Source organism: Oscillatoria sp. FACHB-1406 (assembly GCF_014698145.1).
GTDB lineage: Bacteria > Cyanobacteriota > Cyanobacteriia > Cyanobacteriales > Spirulinaceae > FACHB-1406.
Window position 1 is genome coordinate 22,463 of the sequence record NZ_JACJSM010000022.1, and the last position, 20,578, is coordinate 43,040.

Sequence of the window (20,578 nt, forward strand, 5' to 3'; positions counted from 1 at the left end):
TACCTGGAAAAAATAAGAGTAAAGGGGGAAGTTTTGCGTAACTTCACTGTTGTTGGGTGTGATGGGAGGGTGAGAACGCTGTAACTGACGGCAATTTTGGATTTGAAGGAAGAGACTGATTTTATTTTTACTCACCCCCTTGCGTTATTTGAAATTCTTGCTATACTAGAAAAGGCGACGCGGGATAGAGCAGTCTGGTAGCTCGTCGGGCTCATAACCCGAAGGTCGGTGGTTCAAATCCGCCTCCCGCCACCTTTAAAAGAATGTAAGATTTCCCCAGCAACGTTAAGGTTGTTGGGGAAATTTGTTTGGGTCAAAGTTATCAGGAAAAGTTTGTTTTGCCGCACTAGACCTTGCAAACGAGAACTGATTGCTGATTGTGTCCCTCTTTCCGATAAGATGAAAAATGCTAAGCACCCCGAGTGCTGTCTTTACAGTACGCTTGTTGAGATTGAGAGAAAAAATGACCAATACAGAAATTTTTGATAAAGTTCAAAGCATTGTTGCCGAACAACTAGAAGTTGAACCGTCGAAAGTTACACCGGAAGCGACCTTCGCCGGAGATCTAGGGGCGGATTCCCTCGATACGGTGGAATTGGTGATGGCTTTTGAAGAAGCATTTGGTGTCGAAATTGCCGACGAAGACGCAGAGCAAATCGATACGGTTCAAAAAGCTGTGGATTATATTGCATCGCAGAAATAGCCGAGTGCTTGAATTGAAAATCTTAACCGGGGGGGAAAGTAACCGAGCCGCTCGATCGCGTTCTCTAGGGGGCGGATCGGATTGCTAAATCGCCGATCGCTCGTCTTATCAATTCCCAACCGGAAAGCAACACCTGCGGGTAGCTGTCTGTTCTTTTAACTTCTGCATTCCGGGCAAAAAGCCCTCATAAGAGATCGATTACCATGACAAACTTGCAACTCAAGCGCGTTGTTGTGACGGGGTTAGGCGCGCTTACCCCGATTGGAAATACCCTGACCGACTACTGGGAAGGTTTGCTCGACGGGCGCAATGGCATCGGACCGATTACGCTGTTCGATGCTTCCAAACACGCTTGTCGGTTTGCTGGGGAAGTGAAAAATTTTGACCCCAACCAGCATATGGAGCGCAAAGAAGCCAAGCGCATGGATCGATTCTCGCAGTTTGCAGTTGCGGTCAGCAAACAAGCGCTTGCTGATGCGGGCTTGGTTATTAACGATCTCAACGCTGAAGAGGTTGGCGTTCTTATCGGGACGGGCGTAGGCGGGATTAAAGTGATGGAAGACCAGCAGACGATTTATCTCGAGAAAGGTCCCGATCGCTGTAGCCCGTTCATGATTCCGATGATGATTGCGAATATGGCGGCGGGATTGACGGCGATTCATACCGGAGCGAAAGGCCCGAATTCTTGTACGGTAACGGCCTGTGCGGCTGGCTCGAACGCAATTGGCGATGCTTTTCGCTTGGTGCAACGGGGCTACGCTCGCGCCATGATCTGCGGGGGAACCGAAGCCGCAGTTACGCCCCTTTCAGTCGCGGGCTTTGCCGCAGCGCGGGCGCTTTCGACGCGCAACGACGATCCGACTCATGCCAGTCGTCCGTTCGATCGCGATCGCGATGGCTTTGTTATGGGTGAAGGTTGCGGAATTCTGATCCTAGAAGAACTAGAATCCGCTTTAGCTCGCGGCGCTCGCATCTATGCGGAAATGGTCGGTTACGGAACGACCTGCGATGCTTACCACATGACGGCTCCGGTTCCTGAAGGTTTGGGCGCAACTCGCGCGATCGCGCTAGCCTTAAAAGATGGCAACCTCGTTCCCGAACAAGTTAATTATATTAACGCTCACGGAACCAGTACCGCAGCCAATGACGTAACCGAAACCAAAGCGATTAAGAAAGCCTTGGGCGATGCGGCTTACCATGCGGCGATTAGTTCGACGAAATCGATGACGGGTCACTTATTGGGCGGTTCTGGAGGCATCGAAGCCGTGGCAACCGTAATGGCTGTCGCTAACGATAAAGCCCCGCCGACGATTAATTTGGCAAATCCAGATGCCGAGTGCAATCTTGATTACATTCCCCACGTCTTCCGCGAATTGCCGATTCATGTCGCCCTCTCCAACTCGTTTGGATTCGGCGGTCATAATGTCACCTTGGCATTTCAGAAATACGTGGAGTAAATTAAAGATTAAAAATTTAATTTCCGGTTCCCGGGCTGGCAAGGAAAACATTAAGGGATGGCGACAAAGACGGGCAGACCGATTGCAATAGATTTGTTTGCCGGTGCGGGCGGGTTTTCTCTAGGAGTCGAGCAAGCTGGATTTGATGTTGCGATCGCCGTAGAATACGATCCAATCCATGCTGCCGTTCATGCTTTTAACTTTCCCCGCACTCGCGTCTTGCAGGCAGATATTTCAACCTTCGATGCTGCCCAAATTCGCGGATTGTGCGATCGCACCCCAGACTTGCTAGTCGGAGGACCGCCCTGTCAGGGGTTTTCGACGGCAGGACTGCACAATCTCAAGGACGATCGTAACAGCTTGATTTTTCATTTCTGTCGCTGGGTGAGCGTCCTGCAACCGCGTTATTTCGTGATGGAAAACGTCCCCGGTTTAACCCAAGGGCAGAATAAGACGTTATTGCGGCGACTCAAGCACGATCTGCGCGATCTCGGTTACAAAATTACCGAGCCGGTTCGGATCTTGAATGCTGCTGATTTTGGCGTACCGCAGAATCGCTCGCGCTTGTTTTTGTTGGGGGCGCGGCTGGGGGAACGACTGGTGAGTTATCCTCAACCGCTCGATCGCCCCAAAGTTAGCATTCGAGACGCGATCGCAGATTTACCTAACCTCGATAGCTTCCCCGAACTGGCTAAAACTGATGAAGTGCTACTCGCCCGCTCGCAAATTCGGTATTTAAATCAAAATGCGAGCAATTATGCCAAAACAATGCGACGACGGTTGACAGATACACAAGATTATGCGTACCGCCGTCACTGGAATCCCAGCTTGCTGACTTGTTCGCGACAAACGCAGCATACCCCAGCCATTATCGAGCGCTTTAGCCTCTTGCCGCCTGGAAAGCAGGATGGTCCCTCGCACTTTTACCGTTTAGACTGGGAAGGGCGATCGGTAACGTTGCGTGCGGGAACCGGATCCGAACGCGGCGCGCATACCGCCGCGCGTCCCCTCCATCCCGAATATCATCGCGTGATTTCCGTGCGCGAAGCAGCCCGCTTGCACTCCTTTCCCGATTGGTTTCGCCTGCACGCGACCAAATGGCATGGATTTCGGGAAGTGGGGAATGCCGTCCCACCCCTCTTAGCCCGCGCGATCGCCCGTCAAATTTTACAGGCGCTAGGAGTAGAACCCGTTCTCCCCAGACCGATCCTGCCGTTAGGAGAGAGGCAACTGCTGTATCTAACACCGAAACAAGCAGCGCGCCATTTCAGTTAAAGGAACAGATTTTTGGGCGCGCCGTAACTCACTTTCCGCGATCGTTATCCATTGTCAATTAAAATTTGGTGCATCAGGACTGGCAATTGGTATTACAATTCGCATTTAATCGGAAAAAAGAACAGATTCTTAGGCACGCCGTAACTCACTTTTTCCGATCGTTATCCATTATCCATTGTCAATTGTCAATTATTCCCGGACGCATAGCAGGAGGAATTTTGCGCTTGCTGAGTTGGCGCAACCAGAAACCGCCCAATACGGCAATAATTAGCGAAATCCAGCCCGTTAGCGGTTGCAGTAACAAGAAACCGCCGATCGCGAACATCGACCCAAACAGCAGTAAAATCGCCGCCATCACCTTAAGCAAATCCAAGCCCAAATCCTGAACCGGCGAGATTCCCGTGCGTTGCTGCTGTCGCTTCCAACCCGGTCCCGCCGGACGCACGCGACGATAGAATTCATCGAGCGTTTCCTCGGATTCTGCCCGCGTCAGAAACATTGCCGCAATCCAAAAAATGCCAACGGTGACGGTAATAAACGCCAAGCGCAGCCCGAAATCTTCAATTTTGAATTGCGGAACGGTGCTAGTGACTAAACCGACGGTAAAACTGCCAACAATGGCTGCCAGTTCTGCGGCTGCATTGACGCGCCACCAAAACCAGCGCAGGATGAGTACCAGCCCCGAACCCGTCCCAATCGCGATCACCAAACGAAAGACCGTCGCCACATCTTTTGCATAATACGCCGCCACAGCCCCCAATGCCGTCACTAACACCGAAGCAATGCGCCCCACCCAAACTAACTCGTCTTGACTGGCTTCTGGCTTCACAAAGCGTCGATAGAGGTCGTTGGTGACAAAGGATGCACCCCAGTTGATCGAAGTTGAAACCGTACTCATGAAAGCCGCAATCAGAGAAGAGACGACTATCCCCAGCACGACAGGTGGCAAAAAGTCAAGCATTAATTTCGGGTAGCCTAACTCGCGGTCTTGTAAATCTGGGTAGACGACGAGTGCAACGAGGGAAACGAGAATCCAAGGCCAAGTCCGCACCACGTAGTTGAGGATATTAAACAGCCACGCCGACTTTTCCGCTTCGGCTTCATCTTTAGCAGCAATCAAGCGTTGAATAAACTCGCCGCCGCCATCGCTGCGCCGCCACGACCACCATTGCACTAACATATAGGCAGCAAAGGTACTGGCGCTAATTCCGGCAACATCGCTCCATTGCAAACCGCCCGCGCTGAATTGGAAGGGAAAGAAGGAGAGAACGTCGAATTGAGTTGCTTGTTGGGCGGCGGGAATTAAGGCTTGGATGTTGGGAACGCGATCGCTACCAATCGAATAAAATGCCACTAAAACCGCCCCAATCAAAGCCAAAACCAGTTGGAAGAAATCCGTCGTTACTACGCCCCACAACCCCGCAAAACCGGCGTAAATCAGCACTAAAACGCTGATTCCCACCACGCTTAAAAACTTAAGATTGTCTCCCGGTTGAATGCCGAAACTCTGCCAAACTTCCAACGCATCGACAACTTTCACCGCAGCAAGCATGGCGTAACCGATGCCGATACAGTTAATCGGTACTGCAAACAGGAACGCCTTCACGCCGCGCAACACGGCTGCTGTTTTGCCGCCGTAGCGCAGTTCGGTGAGTTCCGCATCGGTAATCACTTCGCTACGCCGCCACATCCGGGCAAAAACGTAGACCATAATGATGTGGGAAATGCCGAAACTCCACCATTCCCAATTCCCCGCAATGCCTCGGTTGCCGACAAGACCCGCCACGTAGAGAGGGGTATCGATGGAAAAGGTTGTCGCTGCCATACTGGAACCAGCCAACCACCAAGGGAGCGATCGCCCCGATACGAAAAAGTCTACCAAACTCTTCGAGCCTTGGCGCGACAGATATAACCCAATCCCCATTGAGGCAATGAGGTATAGGAGAACGACGATCCAATCAACAGTTTGCATTCAACTACCGATAAACTGGATTTATCTTGCCATAGTTGGGGTTCAATAATGCCCACCGGACAAAAATGAGATTAGTCGATCCTCAGCCAGCTAAACACTTCAGCCGCCGAAAGTTTCCAATCTCCCAGCACTTGGAGAACGGTCAAGCGATCGCTTCCTTGTTTGAATTCTGGCAATTGTCCGGGTTGAAAGATTGCGATCGATTCGTCTTCGGGATCGATAAACCATCCCAGTTGAGTTCCGTGTTGAAGACAGAATACAATTTTCCGAATCACGCGATTGGGCGACTGTTCGGGGGAAAGAATTTCAATCGTCCAGTCGGGCGGAATTTCAAATTTGTTGGCAATTCGACCGTTAGCTGTTTTAGGAAGTCTTGACCATTCAAAGACAGAAAGGTCGGGGACGAGGGAAAGTCCGCCGAAGGTACAGCGTAATTCAGTGAAAGCGTGGACGGATTTTTGAGGAAGTCCGAGTTCGTTGATAGCTGTTCCCAAGCGAATTTGTAGGATGCTGTGTTCGCCTTGAGGCATCGGTTTTGAGTAGATTTTACCGTCGATATATTCGCGTGCCGGTTGGGTTTCAGGTTGTTGGAGAAATTCGTCGAGTGGGAGTTGAGTGGGGGGGGGTAGAGTTGAGGTCATTTCGGTAAGGGCGGGGTTTTCCTGCCCGTACAGCGATCGATAGATCGAGGGGTAGGGGCGAATTTTTGGGGGCGATTTAGAAGATTGATTTTTAAAGATAGCGGTTTCGGTGCGATTCGATCGCAACCTCGTTTGAGGAAGTCAATAATTTAGCAATAATTTCTAACGCAAACCCGATCGCAAAATACTAAAAATCAACCACAATCCCAAAAACGAAGCCGCCGTAAACAGAATATTGGGAATAATCGAGAGTTGAGGCGTTTGCGCGCCGGAGGAGATAATCGCCGCGCCCATAATCAGGGAACCGACGAGAATGCTAAAGGATAAACGGTTAGCAGAATCGTCTAAACTGCGTCGCAAGCCGTTGAGTTCGCGGATATTGAAGTTCCAGTTTAAGGTTTCCGAGGTCATGCGCTCCAAGAGTACGTCGAGTTGCTGGGGCGATCGCAACGATAAACTTTTAAGATCTAAAGCCGTTCTCAACAGTGTTTGCAGGGGATTAGTCCCCAGTAGTTGGCGGCGGAACAAATCGGTGAGTAAGGGTTTGACTTCATCGAGGAAGTTAATCTCGGGGTCGAAACCGCGCGCTAAGCCTTCTAAGTTCGCCAGGGATTTAGCAAATAATCCCATACTTCCCGGCAGGCGAATTTTATTATTGCGGGCGACTTGTAAGGCTTCGTAGATGATTTCGCTGAAGTTAATTTGCGATAAATTGAGGCTGTGATATTTCCGCAACATTCGGCTGAAATCGCCTTCTAAACGCTCTAAATTAATGAGTTTGCTGCCTTGTTGCGAAAGTTTGAGCGTTAGTTGGCTGCATCGCTGCGCGTCGAGATCGACGACGGCGAGGAGCAATTCGGTTAAAATTTGTTGCGATCGCGGATCGATTTGTCCCACCATCCCGCAATCGAGGAGGGCTACTCGCCCATCATCGAGGTAAAAAATATTACCGGGATGCGGGTCGGCGTGAAAGAAGCCGTCGATATAAAACTGCTGGACGAAGGCGCGAAAGATTAACGAAGTAACTTCGCTGCGTCGTTCTTGCCCTTCCATTCCCGACTGTGCGAGGGCGAGTTGCGAAGCAAGCAACGGTTGACCGTTCAGCCATTCTAATACCAAAAGTTTGGGGGTACTCAGTTCCCAATAAACGCCGGGAGTCGTGATGCGATTGGCCTCAAACCAGCGACTTTTGGCGAGATTTTCCCGCAAGCGATCGGTATAATCGGCTTCTTCGAGAAAGTTGAGTTCCGATTGTAGGGCGGAGGTGAATTCGTCGGCGAGGGTGACGATATCGAAGTCTTTGCCGGTTTCCGTTATCGAGACGAGTTCGGCTAACCCTTTAATCAGGGCAACATCTTGGGCGACGATAATATCGATCCCCGGACGTTGGACTTTGAGGGCAACTTCGCGACCGTCGGCGAGGGTAGCGCGGTAGACTTGACCGATAGAACCGGCTGCGATCGCCTCCGAACCGACTCGCGCAAACACTTCTTCAAGCGGTTTACCTAACTCTTGTCGCAGTAGCGCTTCAACCTCAATCCAGGGCGCGGGAGGAACGTTAGCTTGTAAGTCCGTCAGCGCTTCGATATAGCGCGCTGGCAGCACGTCGGGACGGGTGGAGAGTAACTGACCCAGTTTGACGTAAACGGGGCCTAATTCAACGAGAATCTTGCGTAGGGTTTCCGGGGAAGGCAATCGCGGTTCGCCGGACTTACCCCCGACGAGTAGCCCGCGCATATAGCCCCAACCGTTACGCAGGACTACTTCTAAAATTTCTCCCTGTCGAGAAACATTTTTAGTCAGCGAAAACATTTAATAATTTAATAATTTTTAATCTAATTTTGAGTTTAGGCTACAATTTTTAGGTCTTGCGCTCCTCTGCTTCGCCAATCTGTAGAGAGCTTACCGCTTTGGAAATCGGGCGTACATCTTCCCTAGGTTAAATCTTGGGTTCTAACTCGCGAAGGACGGAACGAAGAGCGCGCTCGGTTATTGTGCTTGGCATGACTAGAAAAAGCTCCGATCGCTCTTTGAGACTGATAGTTTGAAACTGTAGCGGCTCAATGAGCTTATCGAACTCAATTTTGAGGATTTTATCATAATGGCAGCATCAAAACCGCTAGAGGGTATTGAATTAGTTGATTGTGCTAGCGCTAATGCCAAGTCGGGCATTGAAGTGACGGCGCGACAATGTGGGTATGGCAAAGATGTCGAGGCTTTTTGGCAGAGTCTCGACAAGGCTTGTCAGCAGATGGGGATTTCGATTGACGATCTGAATGATTTAGTCCGCGATCGCCCAACTTCGCTAGAACGCGGTATTGAAATTGCACCAGACACCGATTACAGTCTGTAGCTTCTGTACCAATATTTCGACTCTAAAAGATAAAGATTAGCTCCAGCGTCCAATTTCGACCATCGCGAACGATTTCGATTTGACGGAGAAATTCGCGGAAGTAGAAGCGGCGTTCTGCTTCTGAGAGGTCAAACCAGAACTGAGGGATTGAGACGGTTTGCGCGATCGCGTCGAGATTGGGAGGGGGAAGTTCAGCTAAGCTTTGCCGCAGGCGGGCGATTTCGGCGCGCAAGTTATAACGGCGCAAGTCTGCGGTTTCTTCATCTAAGATTTCTTTTTCGACCAAGGTGGGGATTTGTGCGATTATCTCTTCTTTTTGAGCAATTTGAGCGGCTAATCGCTCGCTAATGGTGCGAATTGGCGAGCCTTGCAAGTTAGCGACGGCGCGGGGCAGTTGCTCGCAAATGCAAGCGATCGCGCGCTCGAGCAATTCCCCATAAGGAATTGCTTGACATTTTGGATTTTTTGTGCAGCAAACGGGGCGTAAGTAGAGATATTCTTGCGATTTGCCGCGCGGGGCAACGCGAGTAATGGTGGTAGGCGATTGGCATTGCTGGCAGAACACGAGTCCGGCGAGCGATCGCGGTGCGCTAGCGGTTCGGGGGGGTAAGCGGCGGTTGCGGCGCAATAAGCGATCGATTTGAGCGGCTTCTTCGCGCGAGAGGATCGGTGCGTGGGTATCGGGAATGACTTCGCCGGTTTGATAGGCGGTATCGCCGCGATATACGGGATTAGCAAGCCAGCGCCGCCCGGTTGTCACTGAGATTTTTTTACCGTACTTTTGTTCGAGGTAGCGCACTGCACCGCGCAGGGAACCGAAAAGGAGGTAGCGATCGAAAAAATCTTTAACGACGGGGGCGGTACTGCGATCGAGGATATAGCGATCTTTGCCGCGCCGATAGCCGTAGCAGGCTTTTCCAGGCGGTGGCAGTGCTTTAATGCGGTTGCGGGCGTGTCCTTGGCGCAGGCGATGGCGGTGGAGATTGTGGACTAGCGAGAGTGGTGCGGTGCGATTGTCGGCGGTTTCGGCAGCGATGAAGGGGATTTGGAGGGCTTCGAGTTGGGCGAGGGCGCGATCGATTTCCTCGAGATTATCGCCGAGTTCGTCTAAGCGGCGAACTAGCAAGCATTCTGGCGGCTGCTTTTCGCTATCGGCGAGGAGTTGTTGCCACTGGCTGCGATCGCATCTATCTTGGTAAACGCGATCGACATGAATTCCCTCAATTTTTGCATCGGCGAGAGAATCGAGGAGCGGTTCGCCGTATAGGTAAGCAATGACGGACACAATTTTAAGAGCTTGTTAGCAATTTCGCTTTCAGAATCTTAGCGCTATTTGTAATCCACTCGATTGGTTTTGTTTCGGTTTTTTTGCACTCAGTCAAGGATGATTCGATGTACTCTGGGAATTTATAGCCAAATCTGTAAATATCCTTTTTAAATAAATTGGCTACTAATTTTCGTTCTTTTAAATTGTACATCGCCGTATAATGTTTGTGTTCTCTTTTTTCAATGTGCGGCAGCAATATATCGCTCGCTCCAATCTTGTTCAACATCGCACTAAAATCTTGCTGTAGCGTTTCAAATCGCAGCGTAAAATCCAACTCTTCGTTCAAGATATCATTGTAAAACAAGGTTTTATAAGTTTCGTTAGAGTGCGGTCTTAATTTTTTAATAAACGTTTCAAAGGAACAGTCTTCGTTTAAGTTTGCTGCCTGATGCCACCACTTACAAGCCCACATTGAGACAATGCGATCCCAAGGATTTCTCACCACAGAAAACTTGGTGTAGCTATTCCAAATTTTTTCTCCATAAAGCTGGCGGGCTTGCGCTGCTGTAATGTGTTTGGTGGGCGCATCGATTAGCCACCAATCTTTCCCTGCTAGGGCGGTTTCGATGCTCGTTCCACCGGTTCGAGAAATATGGATAAAAATTAGCTTTCTGGTGCGATCGATCATTATTTATTCTCCAGTGCGTAGCAGAATCGGCGTGTAATTTTGTGTGGTTTCGGAAAAGAACAGCGTTATTTAAATTTATTTTTCTCTGAGGGAAGTAAAAATGTAAAAAATTTTTCCTGCAATGATTTTAAGCAGATGTTAGTTAAAGCTTTGTCTGCCAGAGCTTTAACTATTTGGTTTGTATTTTAGTAGGTATTGATGGTTATCTGGGCTAGACTAACCGTTGATGGTATTGATAGTTCGAGCGGGCTGTTCGAGTCTTAAGATTTACTTTATAATTTATCATATTCTCTCAATCCTGGAAAATCATGATACTTCCCGAATAACAGACGACCCAAACTTGTTGAGTATCGGGATCGTAGGTAATCCCAATGGGATGGGTATCGGTGGGCAGGCTTTGCAGGACTTTCAGATCGCTAGTACGGACTTTACTAACGGTATTTGAGAAATAGTTAACGACATAGAGAAATTGCCCATCGGCAGAAAGAACCATGCTGCGTGGGGCATTACCCGTTCTAACCTTTTGCCATTCGTTGGTACTCAAGTCGATTTTTGCAATAGTTCCTTCGCTATTTAAACTGGCGTAAAGGTAGCGATTATCTGGTGAAAGATTGAGGTGGCGCGGTCCTGCCCCGACATTTTTTATCCAATCGACGGAGAAGTTTTTTAAGTTAACAATTGCGATGTTACTCGAACCCATGACGGCGACATAGGCGCGGGTGGAATTGGAATCAACTGCGATACCGCGCGGATATGCGCCTAGCGGAATGCGGCGAATTTCTTGGTTTTTTTCGGGATCGACAACGCTTAAATCCCAGCTACACCAATTGCTGGCGAGGACATATTGGTTATCTGGGGTGACGGCAACGTATTTGGGGACGGAACCGACTTTGATGACTTTCTCGATATTAATCGTATCGGTATTGATGCGGTAGAGGAAGCTAGGATCGTGTTTTGCTTCTGGGGAACAGCGATCGTCTCCTGGATTGCCGAAGCCGGAACCGTACATTTGGTAGTTGGATACCCAAGCGTATTGTCCGCTGTGGGAGAATGCTGCTTCGACGGGCGCGCCGCGATAAGTACCGGGATAGTCTTTGTAGCCAAAGTCGGAGAGTTTGACGGCATCGGAGAGGGTTCTAATTAGTTCGTATTGTTGGTTGTAGACGGCGATGGTGTGTCCGTACATCATGTTTTGTACGAAAAATTTTCCTCGTCCGGAATAAACGATTGATTTGGGGGAAAGATTGCCGCGAATCGCCTTTTCAAACGTCATGGGCGAGATGGCAGATTGCAACTTTTCTTTGATGGAGTCGAGGTAGTATTCGTATTCAATAATTTTTTGCGATGCGATCGCGAACTGGGAATGTCCCGGCGGAACGGCTTTCATGGCTGAGATCGCGCGTTGCCAATTTTGGGCGATGGTTTGCCACTCGCTTTGCGTTTTGGCTGTTTTTCCCAGTTCTACGGCTTGTTCTGCTGCTTGGATGCCTTTGCTGAAGTCATCGGGCATCCGTCGGGCATACTCGATCGCGTTTTCGTACTCTCGCAATTTTTGCTGGGCAAGGGGATAATCGCGATCGCTCTTGGGTACGGATTTCATTGCTGCGATCGCTTTTTGCCATGCTTGTTCGACTTTATCCCAATCATCGGGGGTTTTAGCCGTCTGCGCGAGTTGGGCGGCGATCGCTGCGGCATTCGCGCCTTGATAGAAGTAATCGGTTTTCGGGGGGGGCGGTGCTACTTTTTCCGCCGGTTTTAGCGCGCTAGAGGGGGCAGCAGGCTGAGAACGGGCGTTTTTGCTCGGTTGCTGTTTTGCCGTTTCGAGATTGGCGCGATATTCGCTAATTTTCTGCTGGGCGAGGGCATAATCGCGATCGCCTTTTGGAACCGATTCCATCGCCGCGATCGCTTGCTGCCAGAACTTAGCAACATTTTGCCATTCTGCCTCAGTTTTTGCCGTTTTCGCCAATTCTGCGGCGGCGGCGGCGGCATTGGCCCCTTCGTAGAAGAAATCCGGCGGCAGCGCTACATCAGGACTTTCGGGGACGGGTTCGGCAGCAGGAGAAGGAGACTTTTGACTCTGTTCCTCGCTTTGAGGTGGCTTTGATGCTGGTGTTTCTTCCGGTGTTTGGGGCGCGGATGGTGCTGGGGGAACGGCGGCGCGATCGGGGGACTGTACTGGGGCGGGAGAGGGGGCTTCTTGCTTTGGTTCCGGGCGTTCTAGCGGTTTTTGGGCGGCGCGATCGGGGGACTGTACGGGGGTGGGAGAGGGGGCTTCTTGCTTCGGTTCTGGGCGTTCTGGCGGTTTTTGGGGCAGGGTTTTCGGTTCTTGGCGCGCGCGTTCGAGGTTGGTTTGATACTCGCTAATTTTCTGTTGGGCGAGGGCATAATCGCGATCGCTTTCCGGGACGGATTTCATCGCTGCGATCGCTTGCTGCCAAAACTTCTCGACGTTATCCCATTCTGCCTCGCTTTTAGCCGTTTTCGCCAATTCTGCGGCAGCAGCGGCTGCATTCGTCCCTTCATAGAAGAAATCCGATTGCACCTGGCTCGATTCTGGCGGTTCTAGCGGTTTTTGGGCAGCGCGATCGGGGGACTGTACGGGGGTGGGAGAGGGGGCTTCTTGCTTCGGTTCTGGGCGTTCTGGCGGTTTTTGGGGCAGGGTTTTCGGTTCTTGGCGCGCGCGTTCGAGGTTGGTTTGATATTCGCTAATTTTCTGTTGGGCGAGGGCATAATCGCGATCGCTCTTTTGCACGGATTTCATCGCTGCGATCGCTTGCTGCCAAAACTTCTCGACGTTATCCCATTCTGCCTCAGTTTTAGCCGTTTTCGCCAATTCTGCGGCGGCGGCGGCGGCATTCGTCCCTTCGGAAAGAAAATCTGTCTTTTGTTGCGAAAGTTGGCGGAGTTCTTCGCGAAGTTCTGCGGCTTGGGGCGGTTCTTCTGGGAGAGGTTGAGTTGCACTCTCTAAGGGTTCTGCTGTACGGAACGTCTCTTCGCCCGTCGCTAGCAATTCGCCATTAGCGCGGGCAAAATCCGGCGGCGTGACGAGGAGAACTAGCGCCGCGACAGCCAGTAAATGCAAGCCAAAAGCACTCGGCACTACGCGCCAATTCCACAATCGTTCGGACAGATTGACTTCAACTCCAACCTCTCGTTCGTAAACTTCGTAGGAATGGGGGTAGGCTAAAGCTTCCATTTGCAATCAATTGATAATGGACAATTGATGATTGATAATTCATTCAACAAACAACTTGTTTTGCAACCTAGAAATTACCTTCCTTTAAGTCATGCTTTCTCCTTTGTTTTGGATGAGATGACTGTTAATTGCAAAGCACGAACTCTTCGTTATCTTTTGTTTGTTATACCAATTCCCATAGGTTTTGCACGATTCCCTAGAGCGAGGGCATAACAGTGTTATGCCCCTACAGACAAAATTTAGTGCATTAAAATGAGAATTGGTATTAGCAATTATCAATGGGTCAATTGCCCATTATTCATTGTCAATTGTCAATTGTCAATTAACAACTGCCGTTTCGCAGTCCACCAAATTGGCGCTCAAATCCCACAAGCGCACGGCGCGTTCGTCATCGCGCGCTTGCGGCGAAACCTTCTGTACGAACACATTGCGATTTTTGCTGTTGCGGTTCCCCCAGCTAAAGTATGCGCCCGATTGTTGATACTCCGGATCTACTGTAACAGCCGCCACGCGATCGCCCGCCAACTCCTGAGAAACATAGCCCTTAGTAATATACTTCTGGAACAACGGAAAGAGCTTCTGGAACAGCGGGTAATGATTGCGGAACAGCGGGGTATCCGCCACGCAACCCGGATAGAGTGCGCTAAACGTAATTCCCGTCGAATCGTGGAAGCGGCGATGCAACTCCCGCATCGTCATCACATTGCACACCTTACTATCCTTATAAGCCTTCACCGGCTCGAATTTCTTGCCATCCGCCATCGTAATCGGATCTTTGAACCCCGCCGCAAAGCCTTCTAACTCTCCCAAATCCGGACGCGGGTATACCTTACCGCCCGGTTCGTCGGGATTGTGCGTTACCGTTCCTAAAATCACCATACGTTTATCCGGAAGCGGCGACTTTTTCAAATCGTCCATCAGCAAATTGCACAACAGAAAATGTCCGAGGTGATTCGTCGTCATCGTCAACTCATATCCTTCTGGACTGCGCAACGGTTCTTTAAGCAAGGGCATATAAATCGCCGCATTGCAGACTAAAGCCTGAAATAATCGCCCGCTGGCGCTAAATTCCCGTGCAAACCGACGCACGCTTTCCAAATTGCCCAAATCAATCTGCTTAATCGTGTAGCTGCCTTGAGGCAAACCGACTTTTTGCGCTGCTTCGCCCGCCCGTGTCAAGTTGCGGCAAGCCATAACAACGTGATATCCTCGCTCGATTAAAGCCTTGGTTGTATATAAGCCTACGCCGGAAGAGGCTCCTGTAACGATTACGGTTGGAGTTCGATCTTGTACCATCTTCGTTAAAAATTTGTTCGTTGCTGTTTGCTAATTCAGCGATCTTACACCCTGAAGCGACCCGCGTTTCATTGAAATTCACGTCAACATAATTCGTAATTGATAATTCGTAGTTCGTAATTATTACCCCACGACGGTCAACATAATTCGTAATTGATAATTCGTAGTTCGTAATTATTACCCCACGACAGTCGTCGGGGGCTTGAATATCGTTGCTGGTATTTCTCAACTTTTTCCTCATTAAAATTAGAGGATTGTGACCAGAAATTATAAATTACATTTCGGCAGGTGCTACGCTTAGCTTGCCGAAGTGTTCAATGACCGCGAATTAATAATTGTTGGGTTATGTAATATTGGTTTGAGATTTACTCAACCAAGCATTGCGATGCCCTCATCGGACTGGGGAACATCATATATAGCAGTTTTTACATGGATAAGGTACACCCAGCGGGCGAATACCATTCGCCCCTACGGGGCGGCGTTTAATTTCGAGGCGACCTCGAAATCCGCGCCCCTACCGATTTGATTTTTGGAACTGTACCTCACGCAAAGGAAAAACGCTATATCTTTATTACGATAATGTTGGACTCCCCTGATTTGTCCTACTAAAAAAATAGCTCGACCCGACCCGATTTAAAATCATACTTCTCCAACACATCGAGCATCACTTTTGTTAATTTTTCTCCCCCTCGCTCTGACGGTTCGATCGCGTTTGCGTAATCTTCGGGTTCGCTGAATATCTGTCGCAGATCGATAATCGGCAATCGTGCAAAAGATGCCTCGCGCAGGATGACTTCATTGAAAAAACTTAAGGCTGCGCTTGCTAATTCCCGATAGCGAAGCTCGCTAAAATTGGGGTAATAAATCGTGCAAACGGTTGTCGGCAACCCCACTCCTAAAACAGATTGTAACATCGCGCTATATTGCTGCTGAAACTCTTTACCTAGGGCTACGAATCTCGCTAAAACTTCAGATACAGAGGTTGCAGTTCCTTCTAAAATGCTAGCTTGTGCTAAGGCATTATTTCCGCCTGCACTGAGAAATAAATGAGTTGCATCTTGAGGAATATGTTTGAGTTGAACGATCGCATCTTCTGCCTTCGCTCCATCAACCGCTAGAAGCGTTGCTGGGCTTCCCACCGGAAGTTTAGAACGAAGTTGAGCAATGATATCGGGCTTGCCCTCAACGTAGGCAGCGTTGTCAAAAATTGAATCTCCGAGCAGAACGGGATGGTAAGGCATCGTCGGTTTTAGGGTTTTCGATAAGCTCTAGGAATTAGCAAGAGCGACAATCCACGCAAGTTGAGAAGAGGGGTGTTTTTTAGTTTACAAAAAAGTGTAACAGGTTGATAATTGTGATTTCAATCGGACTAGACTAGAGGTTTTCAATCGGAGCAGAATCTAGCCATGAAATGTGGAAGCTCGATCTTACAAGGCTCGAATTGGGGCAAAATAACGACAGGAATATTGCTAACCTCTAGCGCTGCGATCGCGTTAGCTCTTCCGGTTCGCGCCCTCACTTTCTCGACCGACCGCGCGGCATTCAACAGTAACGATAGCCTGGATTGGTCGAGTTTGGGAAAAATTTTTGCGCCTCCAATTGACGCATCGGATTTTCTCCCATTTTCCTTCTCGGCAACGTCCCAACAAGGATTGGGATTAAATGTCAATGTTCCTTTCCCGCCCGTCGGTTCGGGAATTACGCCGCCGTTCGTTTTCCAAACTTTACCGCCTCCCCAAGGGATTCCGACTAACTTTGCCCCCGGAGATTTTATTCTGTTTAGCGGGTTGCTGCCGGGACGTTTTCCCGCTCCCGGAAACCCCGGTCCACTAACGATTACTTTCGATAAACCCGTATTAGCAGCGGGAACGCAAATTGCTACGGACGATACGCCGTTCTTTACGGGATTTATCTCGGCTTTTGATAAGGATAATAATTTATTGGGCGAATTTTCTGCACCGGGAACTTCTTCGGTGACTCTCGATAATTCCGCTCTCTTTCTCGGCGTTCGCAGCGATACGGCGAATATCTCCAAACTCGTGTTTCAAACTTCCGTTCCCGGACGCGCGATCGGCATTAATACTTTAAGTCTAGATCGAGCGAGCGTTCCCGAATCTAGCATTCCCGCTTTGGGCTGGATTCTCGGCGCGATCGGTGTTGGATTGATACGCCGACGATCCCAGCATTAGTCCCCTAATTTGTGTCAAAAACGCTGAAATTGTTTGCATTTCGGTGCGTTACGCTTCGCTAACGACACCCTACTTAATTCCACCCGCCAAGGTAGTAGTAGGGTGCGTTAGGCGCGAGTTCTATTGCATAAAAAGTAACGGATTTTTCGGCGCGCCGTAGCGCACCATTTTAGAACGTTACCCTTCGCTTTGACTTCAGTTAGTGTTATTCATTAAGGCTTAACGCCCCGGTTACAGTCAAAATGAATTCGGGGCTAGGAGTGCGCCACAATTGGTCCAAGCGCGTTGCGGGAATGGTTAAATAAACCGTATAACCGGTCAGCAGTTGCACGTCGAGCAGATCCCAACCTTGTACCGAGCGACCTTCGGCATTGACATAAAGCGGTACAAAATCGGCTTCTTTGGCGGCTTCGCGAATGGTTTTGCCGTAAAAGGGATGCTCGCTGGTAATTAAAGTTGCTAGGGCAACCCAAAGCAAGTCATCCGTCATGCCATTGCCTAAGATTTTCCCACCCAGAGCGGCGGCGGCAAAGGCAGGGGTTGCCAGTTCGTTGGGACAGAGTACGGTTTCAAAGCCGAAAACCTGCTGGACGGCGAGGGAAAATTCGGGGTCTTGGTTGCGGACAATGACGGGGAGATTGGGGCGCAATCCGCGAGCGCACAGGCTGATTTCGACGTTAATCGTATCGATATTGGTTGCCGCGATTAAAGCGTCGGCGGTGTCGATGTTGGCAGCTTTGAGGGCGTTAGCGAGTCTTGCATCTTCGAGGATAACGGGAACGCCGAGCGATCGCGCCGCATTGAGCAAACGATTGCTAGGATTGCTTTCAATGGCGACGACTTCGTACCCTTGTTCGACAAATTGCTCGATAACGTACAGTCCCAATTCTCCCAACCCGCAAACGATATAGTGATAGCGAGAGGGTACGCGCGCTGCATCCCAAAATTGGCGGATGCGACTGCCTAAAATGAAGTCATTGATTAGGGCGTAACAAATTCCGACAACTCCCGCCCCAACGATCATCATAATCGCGGTAAAGATTTTAATTCCTTCCGGGCCGTTCTCGGCAACTTCTTCTTTGCCCCCCGCGCCGGTAATCATACCGACGGAAAAGTAGAAGGCATCGACGAGGGAGGTGTGAAAGTTAACGAAGGTATAAGTCAGCGTTGCCATAAAAATGGTCGCTAGCAGGGCAATGCTGACGAGGGTAACGGAACGTCCGTAATGCCCGAATTGTCGAAAGTTGCTGAGGACTTTGAGCAGTTTGCGGGGGCGCAGGCGGCGGTTAGAGCGGGTTTTGGGTTGCGTGCCGATAATTAAGCGATCGCCAACTTGCAGTTGTTTGCCTTCTTCCATCGCTGTAATGAGGTCGAATTCGCCGGTCGCGGGAAGATAGTAAATCAGCATCCGGCTGCGATTGTCCCAAAGCGCGCTCAGGGGGCGGTACAGCCAAGGGTGATTTTCGTCTACGATTTCTTCGTGGATGGGCCACGTGCGATCGAATAGTTGCAATTGACCGATCGCTTTATTCCCCAAGGCAGCGAAGGCAAAGGTGGGGGCGGCGAGGGCGGGAGCGCTCATGCTGACGTGATCCCGCAGGGTTGTGTCGAGGCGATCGCCGAGCGTTTCGTTGAATAAACGATTGATGATGCGGATGCGAGGGTTGAGAACTCGTGCTTGGGTGAGGATGGCGAGATTTAAACCGTCATCGTTGTTAGCCAGAACGATACTTTGGGCTTCTCGAATGCCCGCAGCTATTAACGTTGTTGCCGAGCGGAGATTGCCGATAATAATATCATCTTTCCGCTCTCCTGGCATGGGGCGATCGCTAATCCCAACAACGTCAGCGCCTTGTTGCCCGAGCAGTTTGAAAATTTTGTAGCCGGTTCTACCGAGACCGCAGACAATAATGCGGGGTTTCATGGGTAAATATTTAAGCGCGAAGAGGAGCAAATCGAACAACTGTCTATTATCGCTTAGTCCTCCCAGGCTAAGTGTAATTCAAAGCACTTTTTGCTCGATTTCTATCGATTGTCTTCAAAATTTACAGTGCGCCTATTTTGTAGGAATCTGAGAATTCAAAGTTTCGAGAATTTGCTCCAATAACTGAGTTTGCTCTCGGTTAATTGTTTCTAGCTTTTGCAAAATTTCGGAGAGTTCTAAGGAGCGATCGGATAATACTAAATCTGAAGATTTTTCGGCAACAGGTAAGGGATTTTGTGTTCCTTTGAATTTTAAGCCATTGGAGAGAAAACGACCGAGTTTGAGAGGCAGACTAAAGATCGTACTCCAGAAGGCAACATTCAATTGTGCGATCGATCGCGATAGGGTTTGAAAGAGGAAAACGAGTAGGGACAGAAGAACGAGTAGGACGACGACGCTAATAACGGGATGAGAAATTGCCCAATCGACGCGCGGATGTTGGGCGAACCAATTTTGGAAGGGATTGCTGAAGAGCGTTTGAATCATGGTATCTGGCGCTATTGGCGAAACAAGCGGTTTTTATCAACTATTGTACCGATAGCAGACTGCCAATCCGAACAGGGACGCGATCGCGCTTCGGGTAAGGGCTGAGTTTTCCCCAGCGTTACCGTCAGTCCTTACTGGCGATCGCGCTCGAGTAACGCTTCCACTGCCTCCCGCGTCGCTAAAGAAGGCTGCGCGCCTTCCACCGTCGTCGCTAGCGCCCCCGCCGCCGCACCCCACAACAACGCCTTGCTTAGGGACAAATTCAAGTCCAAGGCAGCGGCAAACGCACCGTTAAACGCATCCCCCGCCGCGACAGTATCGATCGCATCTACCGCAAACGGCGGCACAAATTCCACGCTTTCCGCCGTCACCGCCACCAACCCCCGACTGCCCAATTTCACAATCGCGCCTTCTGCCCCTCGCGCCAGCAATTCCCGCCCCGCCCGAATCGCTGTCTCCGGATCCTTCACCTCAAATCCGACTAACTGACTGGCTTCTACTTCATTGGGCGTTACCCAATTGACAAATTTCAAGATTGGTGTAATATCGGTTTCCGGGACGGGAGCGGGATCGAGAATGACTCGAACGCCTGCGGTTCGGGCTGCCCTTGCCGCTGCTTCCACCGCCGGTAACGGAATTTCTAGCTGTAACAATAGCACCGTTGCTGCCGACAAGAGCAGGCGCACGCGATCGCAATCCGTTGCATCAATGCGCCCGTTTGCACCGGGAACGACGATAATTTGATTGTCTGCGCGATCGCTTGCTGCGATCGCCGCAACGCCGGAATGCGCCTCGGAATCTACCGTTACGCCTTCAATAGCGACTTCATTCCCGCGCAAACTTGCTAACAACTGCTTCCCGAACGCATCCCCGCCGACACGCCCCACCATCTGCGTTTTCGCCCCCAAGCGTGCCGCTGCTACGGCTTGATTTGCGCCCTTACCGCCGGGAATGGTGGCGAAACTACGACCCGCGATCGTTTCTCCGGGGAGAGGAAGACGAGGCGTGCGGACGACTAAATCTAAGTTAAGGCTGCCGAATACGAGAACGCTCATCAGAAAAATGGGT

At 50.2% G+C, this 20,578-nt stretch carries 16 protein-coding genes and 1 tRNA gene; 6 read left to right on the forward strand and 11 right to left on the reverse strand.

The genetic code is table 11. The features are described 5' to 3' along the window. The first annotated feature begins 178 nt into the window (after positions 1-178). From H6G50_RS18535 to H6G50_RS18550, 4 genes are all read left to right on the forward strand, one after another. A tRNA-Met gene (locus H6G50_RS18535) sits at positions 179-252 on the forward strand. A gap of 211 nt (positions 253-463) precedes the next feature. Next, positions 464-703, forward strand: a complete 240-nt coding sequence (acpP, locus tag H6G50_RS18540; RefSeq protein WP_190719551.1) for an acyl carrier protein — start codon at positions 464-466, stop codon at positions 701-703. A 203-nt stretch (positions 704-906) separates the two neighbouring features. Continuing rightward, the gene (gene fabF, locus H6G50_RS18545; RefSeq protein ID WP_190719554.1) at positions 907-2,160 is read left to right on the forward strand and encodes a beta-ketoacyl-ACP synthase II; all 1,254 of its coding nucleotides are present in this window, start codon (positions 907-909) and stop codon (positions 2,158-2,160) included. Between the two features lie 57 nt (positions 2,161-2,217). Further along, positions 2,218-3,435 (forward strand): DNA cytosine methyltransferase, encoded by a 1,218-nt coding sequence (locus H6G50_RS18550; protein ID WP_190719557.1) that lies wholly within the window; start codon positions 2,218-2,220, stop codon positions 3,433-3,435. A gap of 178 nt (positions 3,436-3,613) precedes the next feature. Here H6G50_RS18550 and H6G50_RS18555 read toward each other — a convergent pair whose 3' ends face one another. From H6G50_RS18555 to H6G50_RS18565, 3 genes are all read right to left on the reverse strand, one after another. Beyond that, positions 3,614-5,407 carry a sodium:solute symporter family protein gene (locus H6G50_RS18555; protein WP_190719559.1) on the reverse strand — a complete coding sequence of 598 codons (1,794 nt, stop codon included), beginning with the start codon at positions 5,405-5,407 and terminating at the stop codon, positions 3,614-3,616. A 71-nt stretch (positions 5,408-5,478) separates the two neighbouring features. Continuing rightward, the gene (locus H6G50_RS18560) at positions 5,479-6,048 is read right to left on the reverse strand and encodes a Uma2 family endonuclease (protein ID WP_190719710.1); all 570 of its coding nucleotides are present in this window, start codon (positions 6,046-6,048) and stop codon (positions 5,479-5,481) included. 162 nt (positions 6,049-6,210) lie between these two features. Further along, entirely contained in the window at positions 6,211-7,860 is a 1,650-nt protein-coding gene (locus H6G50_RS18565) for an AarF/ABC1/UbiB kinase family protein (RefSeq protein ID WP_190719562.1), read from the reverse strand. A 289-nt stretch (positions 7,861-8,149) separates the two neighbouring features. Here H6G50_RS18565 and H6G50_RS18570 point away from each other — a divergent pair, with 289 nt between their 5' ends. Beyond that, positions 8,150-8,401, forward strand: coding sequence for a hypothetical protein (locus tag H6G50_RS18570; RefSeq protein WP_190719565.1), 252 nt, complete (start codon positions 8,150-8,152; stop codon positions 8,399-8,401). A 22-nt stretch (positions 8,402-8,423) separates the two neighbouring features. On the opposite strand, the gene H6G50_RS18575 is transcribed toward H6G50_RS18570, so the two are convergent. The 5 genes from H6G50_RS18575 to H6G50_RS18595 form a co-directional block, all read right to left on the reverse strand. After that, positions 8,424-9,686: a recombinase family protein gene (locus H6G50_RS18575; protein ID WP_190719570.1), complete on the reverse strand. Its 1,263-nt coding sequence runs from the start codon at positions 9,684-9,686 to the stop codon at positions 8,424-8,426. A gap of 4 nt (positions 9,687-9,690) precedes the next feature. Next, on the reverse strand, positions 9,691-10,356 hold the full coding sequence (locus H6G50_RS18580) for a sulfotransferase family 2 domain-containing protein (protein ID WP_190719574.1): 666 nt from the start codon (positions 10,354-10,356) through the stop codon (positions 9,691-9,693). A gap of 292 nt (positions 10,357-10,648) precedes the next feature. Then, positions 10,649-13,555, reverse strand: coding sequence for a hypothetical protein (locus H6G50_RS24265; RefSeq protein WP_242032894.1), 2,907 nt, complete (start codon positions 13,553-13,555; stop codon positions 10,649-10,651). Between the two features lie 318 nt (positions 13,556-13,873). Further along, complete coding sequence (locus tag H6G50_RS18590; protein WP_190719578.1) at positions 13,874-14,851, reverse strand: protochlorophyllide reductase; 978 nt, start codon at positions 14,849-14,851, stop codon at positions 13,874-13,876. A 605-nt stretch (positions 14,852-15,456) separates the two neighbouring features. Beyond that, a complete protein-coding gene (locus H6G50_RS18595) occupies positions 15,457-16,092 on the reverse strand; it encodes an SGNH/GDSL hydrolase family protein (protein ID WP_190719582.1) in 636 nt (211 codons plus the stop codon). Between the two features lie 165 nt (positions 16,093-16,257). Here H6G50_RS18595 and H6G50_RS18600 point away from each other — a divergent pair, with 165 nt between their 5' ends. Further along, positions 16,258-17,040 carry a hypothetical protein gene (locus H6G50_RS18600; protein WP_199303220.1) on the forward strand — a complete coding sequence of 261 codons (783 nt, stop codon included), beginning with the start codon at positions 16,258-16,260 and terminating at the stop codon, positions 17,038-17,040. A gap of 205 nt (positions 17,041-17,245) precedes the next feature. Here H6G50_RS18600 and H6G50_RS18605 read toward each other — a convergent pair whose 3' ends face one another. The 3 genes from H6G50_RS18605 to rbsK form a co-directional block, all read right to left on the reverse strand. Beyond that, positions 17,246-18,964 (reverse strand): NAD(P)-binding protein, encoded by a 1,719-nt coding sequence (locus tag H6G50_RS18605; RefSeq protein ID WP_190719584.1) that lies wholly within the window; start codon positions 18,962-18,964, stop codon positions 17,246-17,248. Positions 18,965-19,096: 132 nt separating this feature from the next. Then, on the reverse strand, positions 19,097-19,510 hold the full coding sequence (locus H6G50_RS18610) for a hypothetical protein (protein WP_190719587.1): 414 nt from the start codon (positions 19,508-19,510) through the stop codon (positions 19,097-19,099). A 131-nt stretch (positions 19,511-19,641) separates the two neighbouring features. Further along, positions 19,642-20,565 carry a ribokinase gene (rbsK, locus tag H6G50_RS18615; RefSeq protein ID WP_190719590.1) on the reverse strand — a complete coding sequence of 308 codons (924 nt, stop codon included), beginning with the start codon at positions 20,563-20,565 and terminating at the stop codon, positions 19,642-19,644. Positions 20,566-20,578: the final 13 nt, after the last annotated feature.

Coding starts and splice junctions, on each gene's coding strand:
- acpP (WP_190719551.1), top strand. CDS start 464: ATGACCAATACAGAAATTTTTGATAAAGTTCAAAGCATTGTTGCCGAA.
- H6G50_RS18590 (WP_190719578.1), bottom strand. CDS start 14,851: ATGGTACAAGATCGAACTCCAACCGTAATCGTTACAGGAGCCTCTTCC.
- H6G50_RS18565 (WP_190719562.1), bottom strand. CDS start 7,860: ATGTTTTCGCTGACTAAAAATGTTTCTCGACAGGGAGAAATTTTAGAA.
- H6G50_RS18580 (WP_190719574.1), bottom strand. CDS start 10,356: ATGATCGATCGCACCAGAAAGCTAATTTTTATCCATATTTCTCGAACC.
- H6G50_RS18595 (WP_190719582.1), bottom strand. CDS start 16,092: ATGCCTTACCATCCCGTTCTGCTCGGAGATTCAATTTTTGACAACGCT.
- H6G50_RS18555 (WP_190719559.1), bottom strand. CDS start 5,407: ATGCAAACTGTTGATTGGATCGTCGTTCTCCTATACCTCATTGCCTCA.
- H6G50_RS18570 (WP_190719565.1), top strand. CDS start 8,150: ATGGCAGCATCAAAACCGCTAGAGGGTATTGAATTAGTTGATTGTGCT.
- H6G50_RS18605 (WP_190719584.1), bottom strand. CDS start 18,964: ATGAAACCCCGCATTATTGTCTGCGGTCTCGGTAGAACCGGCTACAAA.
- H6G50_RS18610 (WP_190719587.1), bottom strand. CDS start 19,510: ATGATTCAAACGCTCTTCAGCAATCCCTTCCAAAATTGGTTCGCCCAA.
- H6G50_RS18550 (WP_190719557.1), top strand. CDS start 2,218: ATGGCGACAAAGACGGGCAGACCGATTGCAATAGATTTGTTTGCCGGT.
- H6G50_RS24265 (WP_242032894.1), bottom strand. CDS start 13,555: ATGGAAGCTTTAGCCTACCCCCATTCCTACGAAGTTTACGAACGAGAG.
- rbsK (WP_190719590.1), bottom strand. CDS start 20,565: ATGAGCGTTCTCGTATTCGGCAGCCTTAACTTAGATTTAGTCGTCCGC.
- H6G50_RS18600 (WP_199303220.1), top strand. CDS start 16,258: ATGAAATGTGGAAGCTCGATCTTACAAGGCTCGAATTGGGGCAAAATA.
- H6G50_RS18560 (WP_190719710.1), bottom strand. CDS start 6,048: ATGACCTCAACTCTACCCCCCCCCACTCAACTCCCACTCGACGAATTT.
- fabF (WP_190719554.1), top strand. CDS start 907: ATGACAAACTTGCAACTCAAGCGCGTTGTTGTGACGGGGTTAGGCGCG.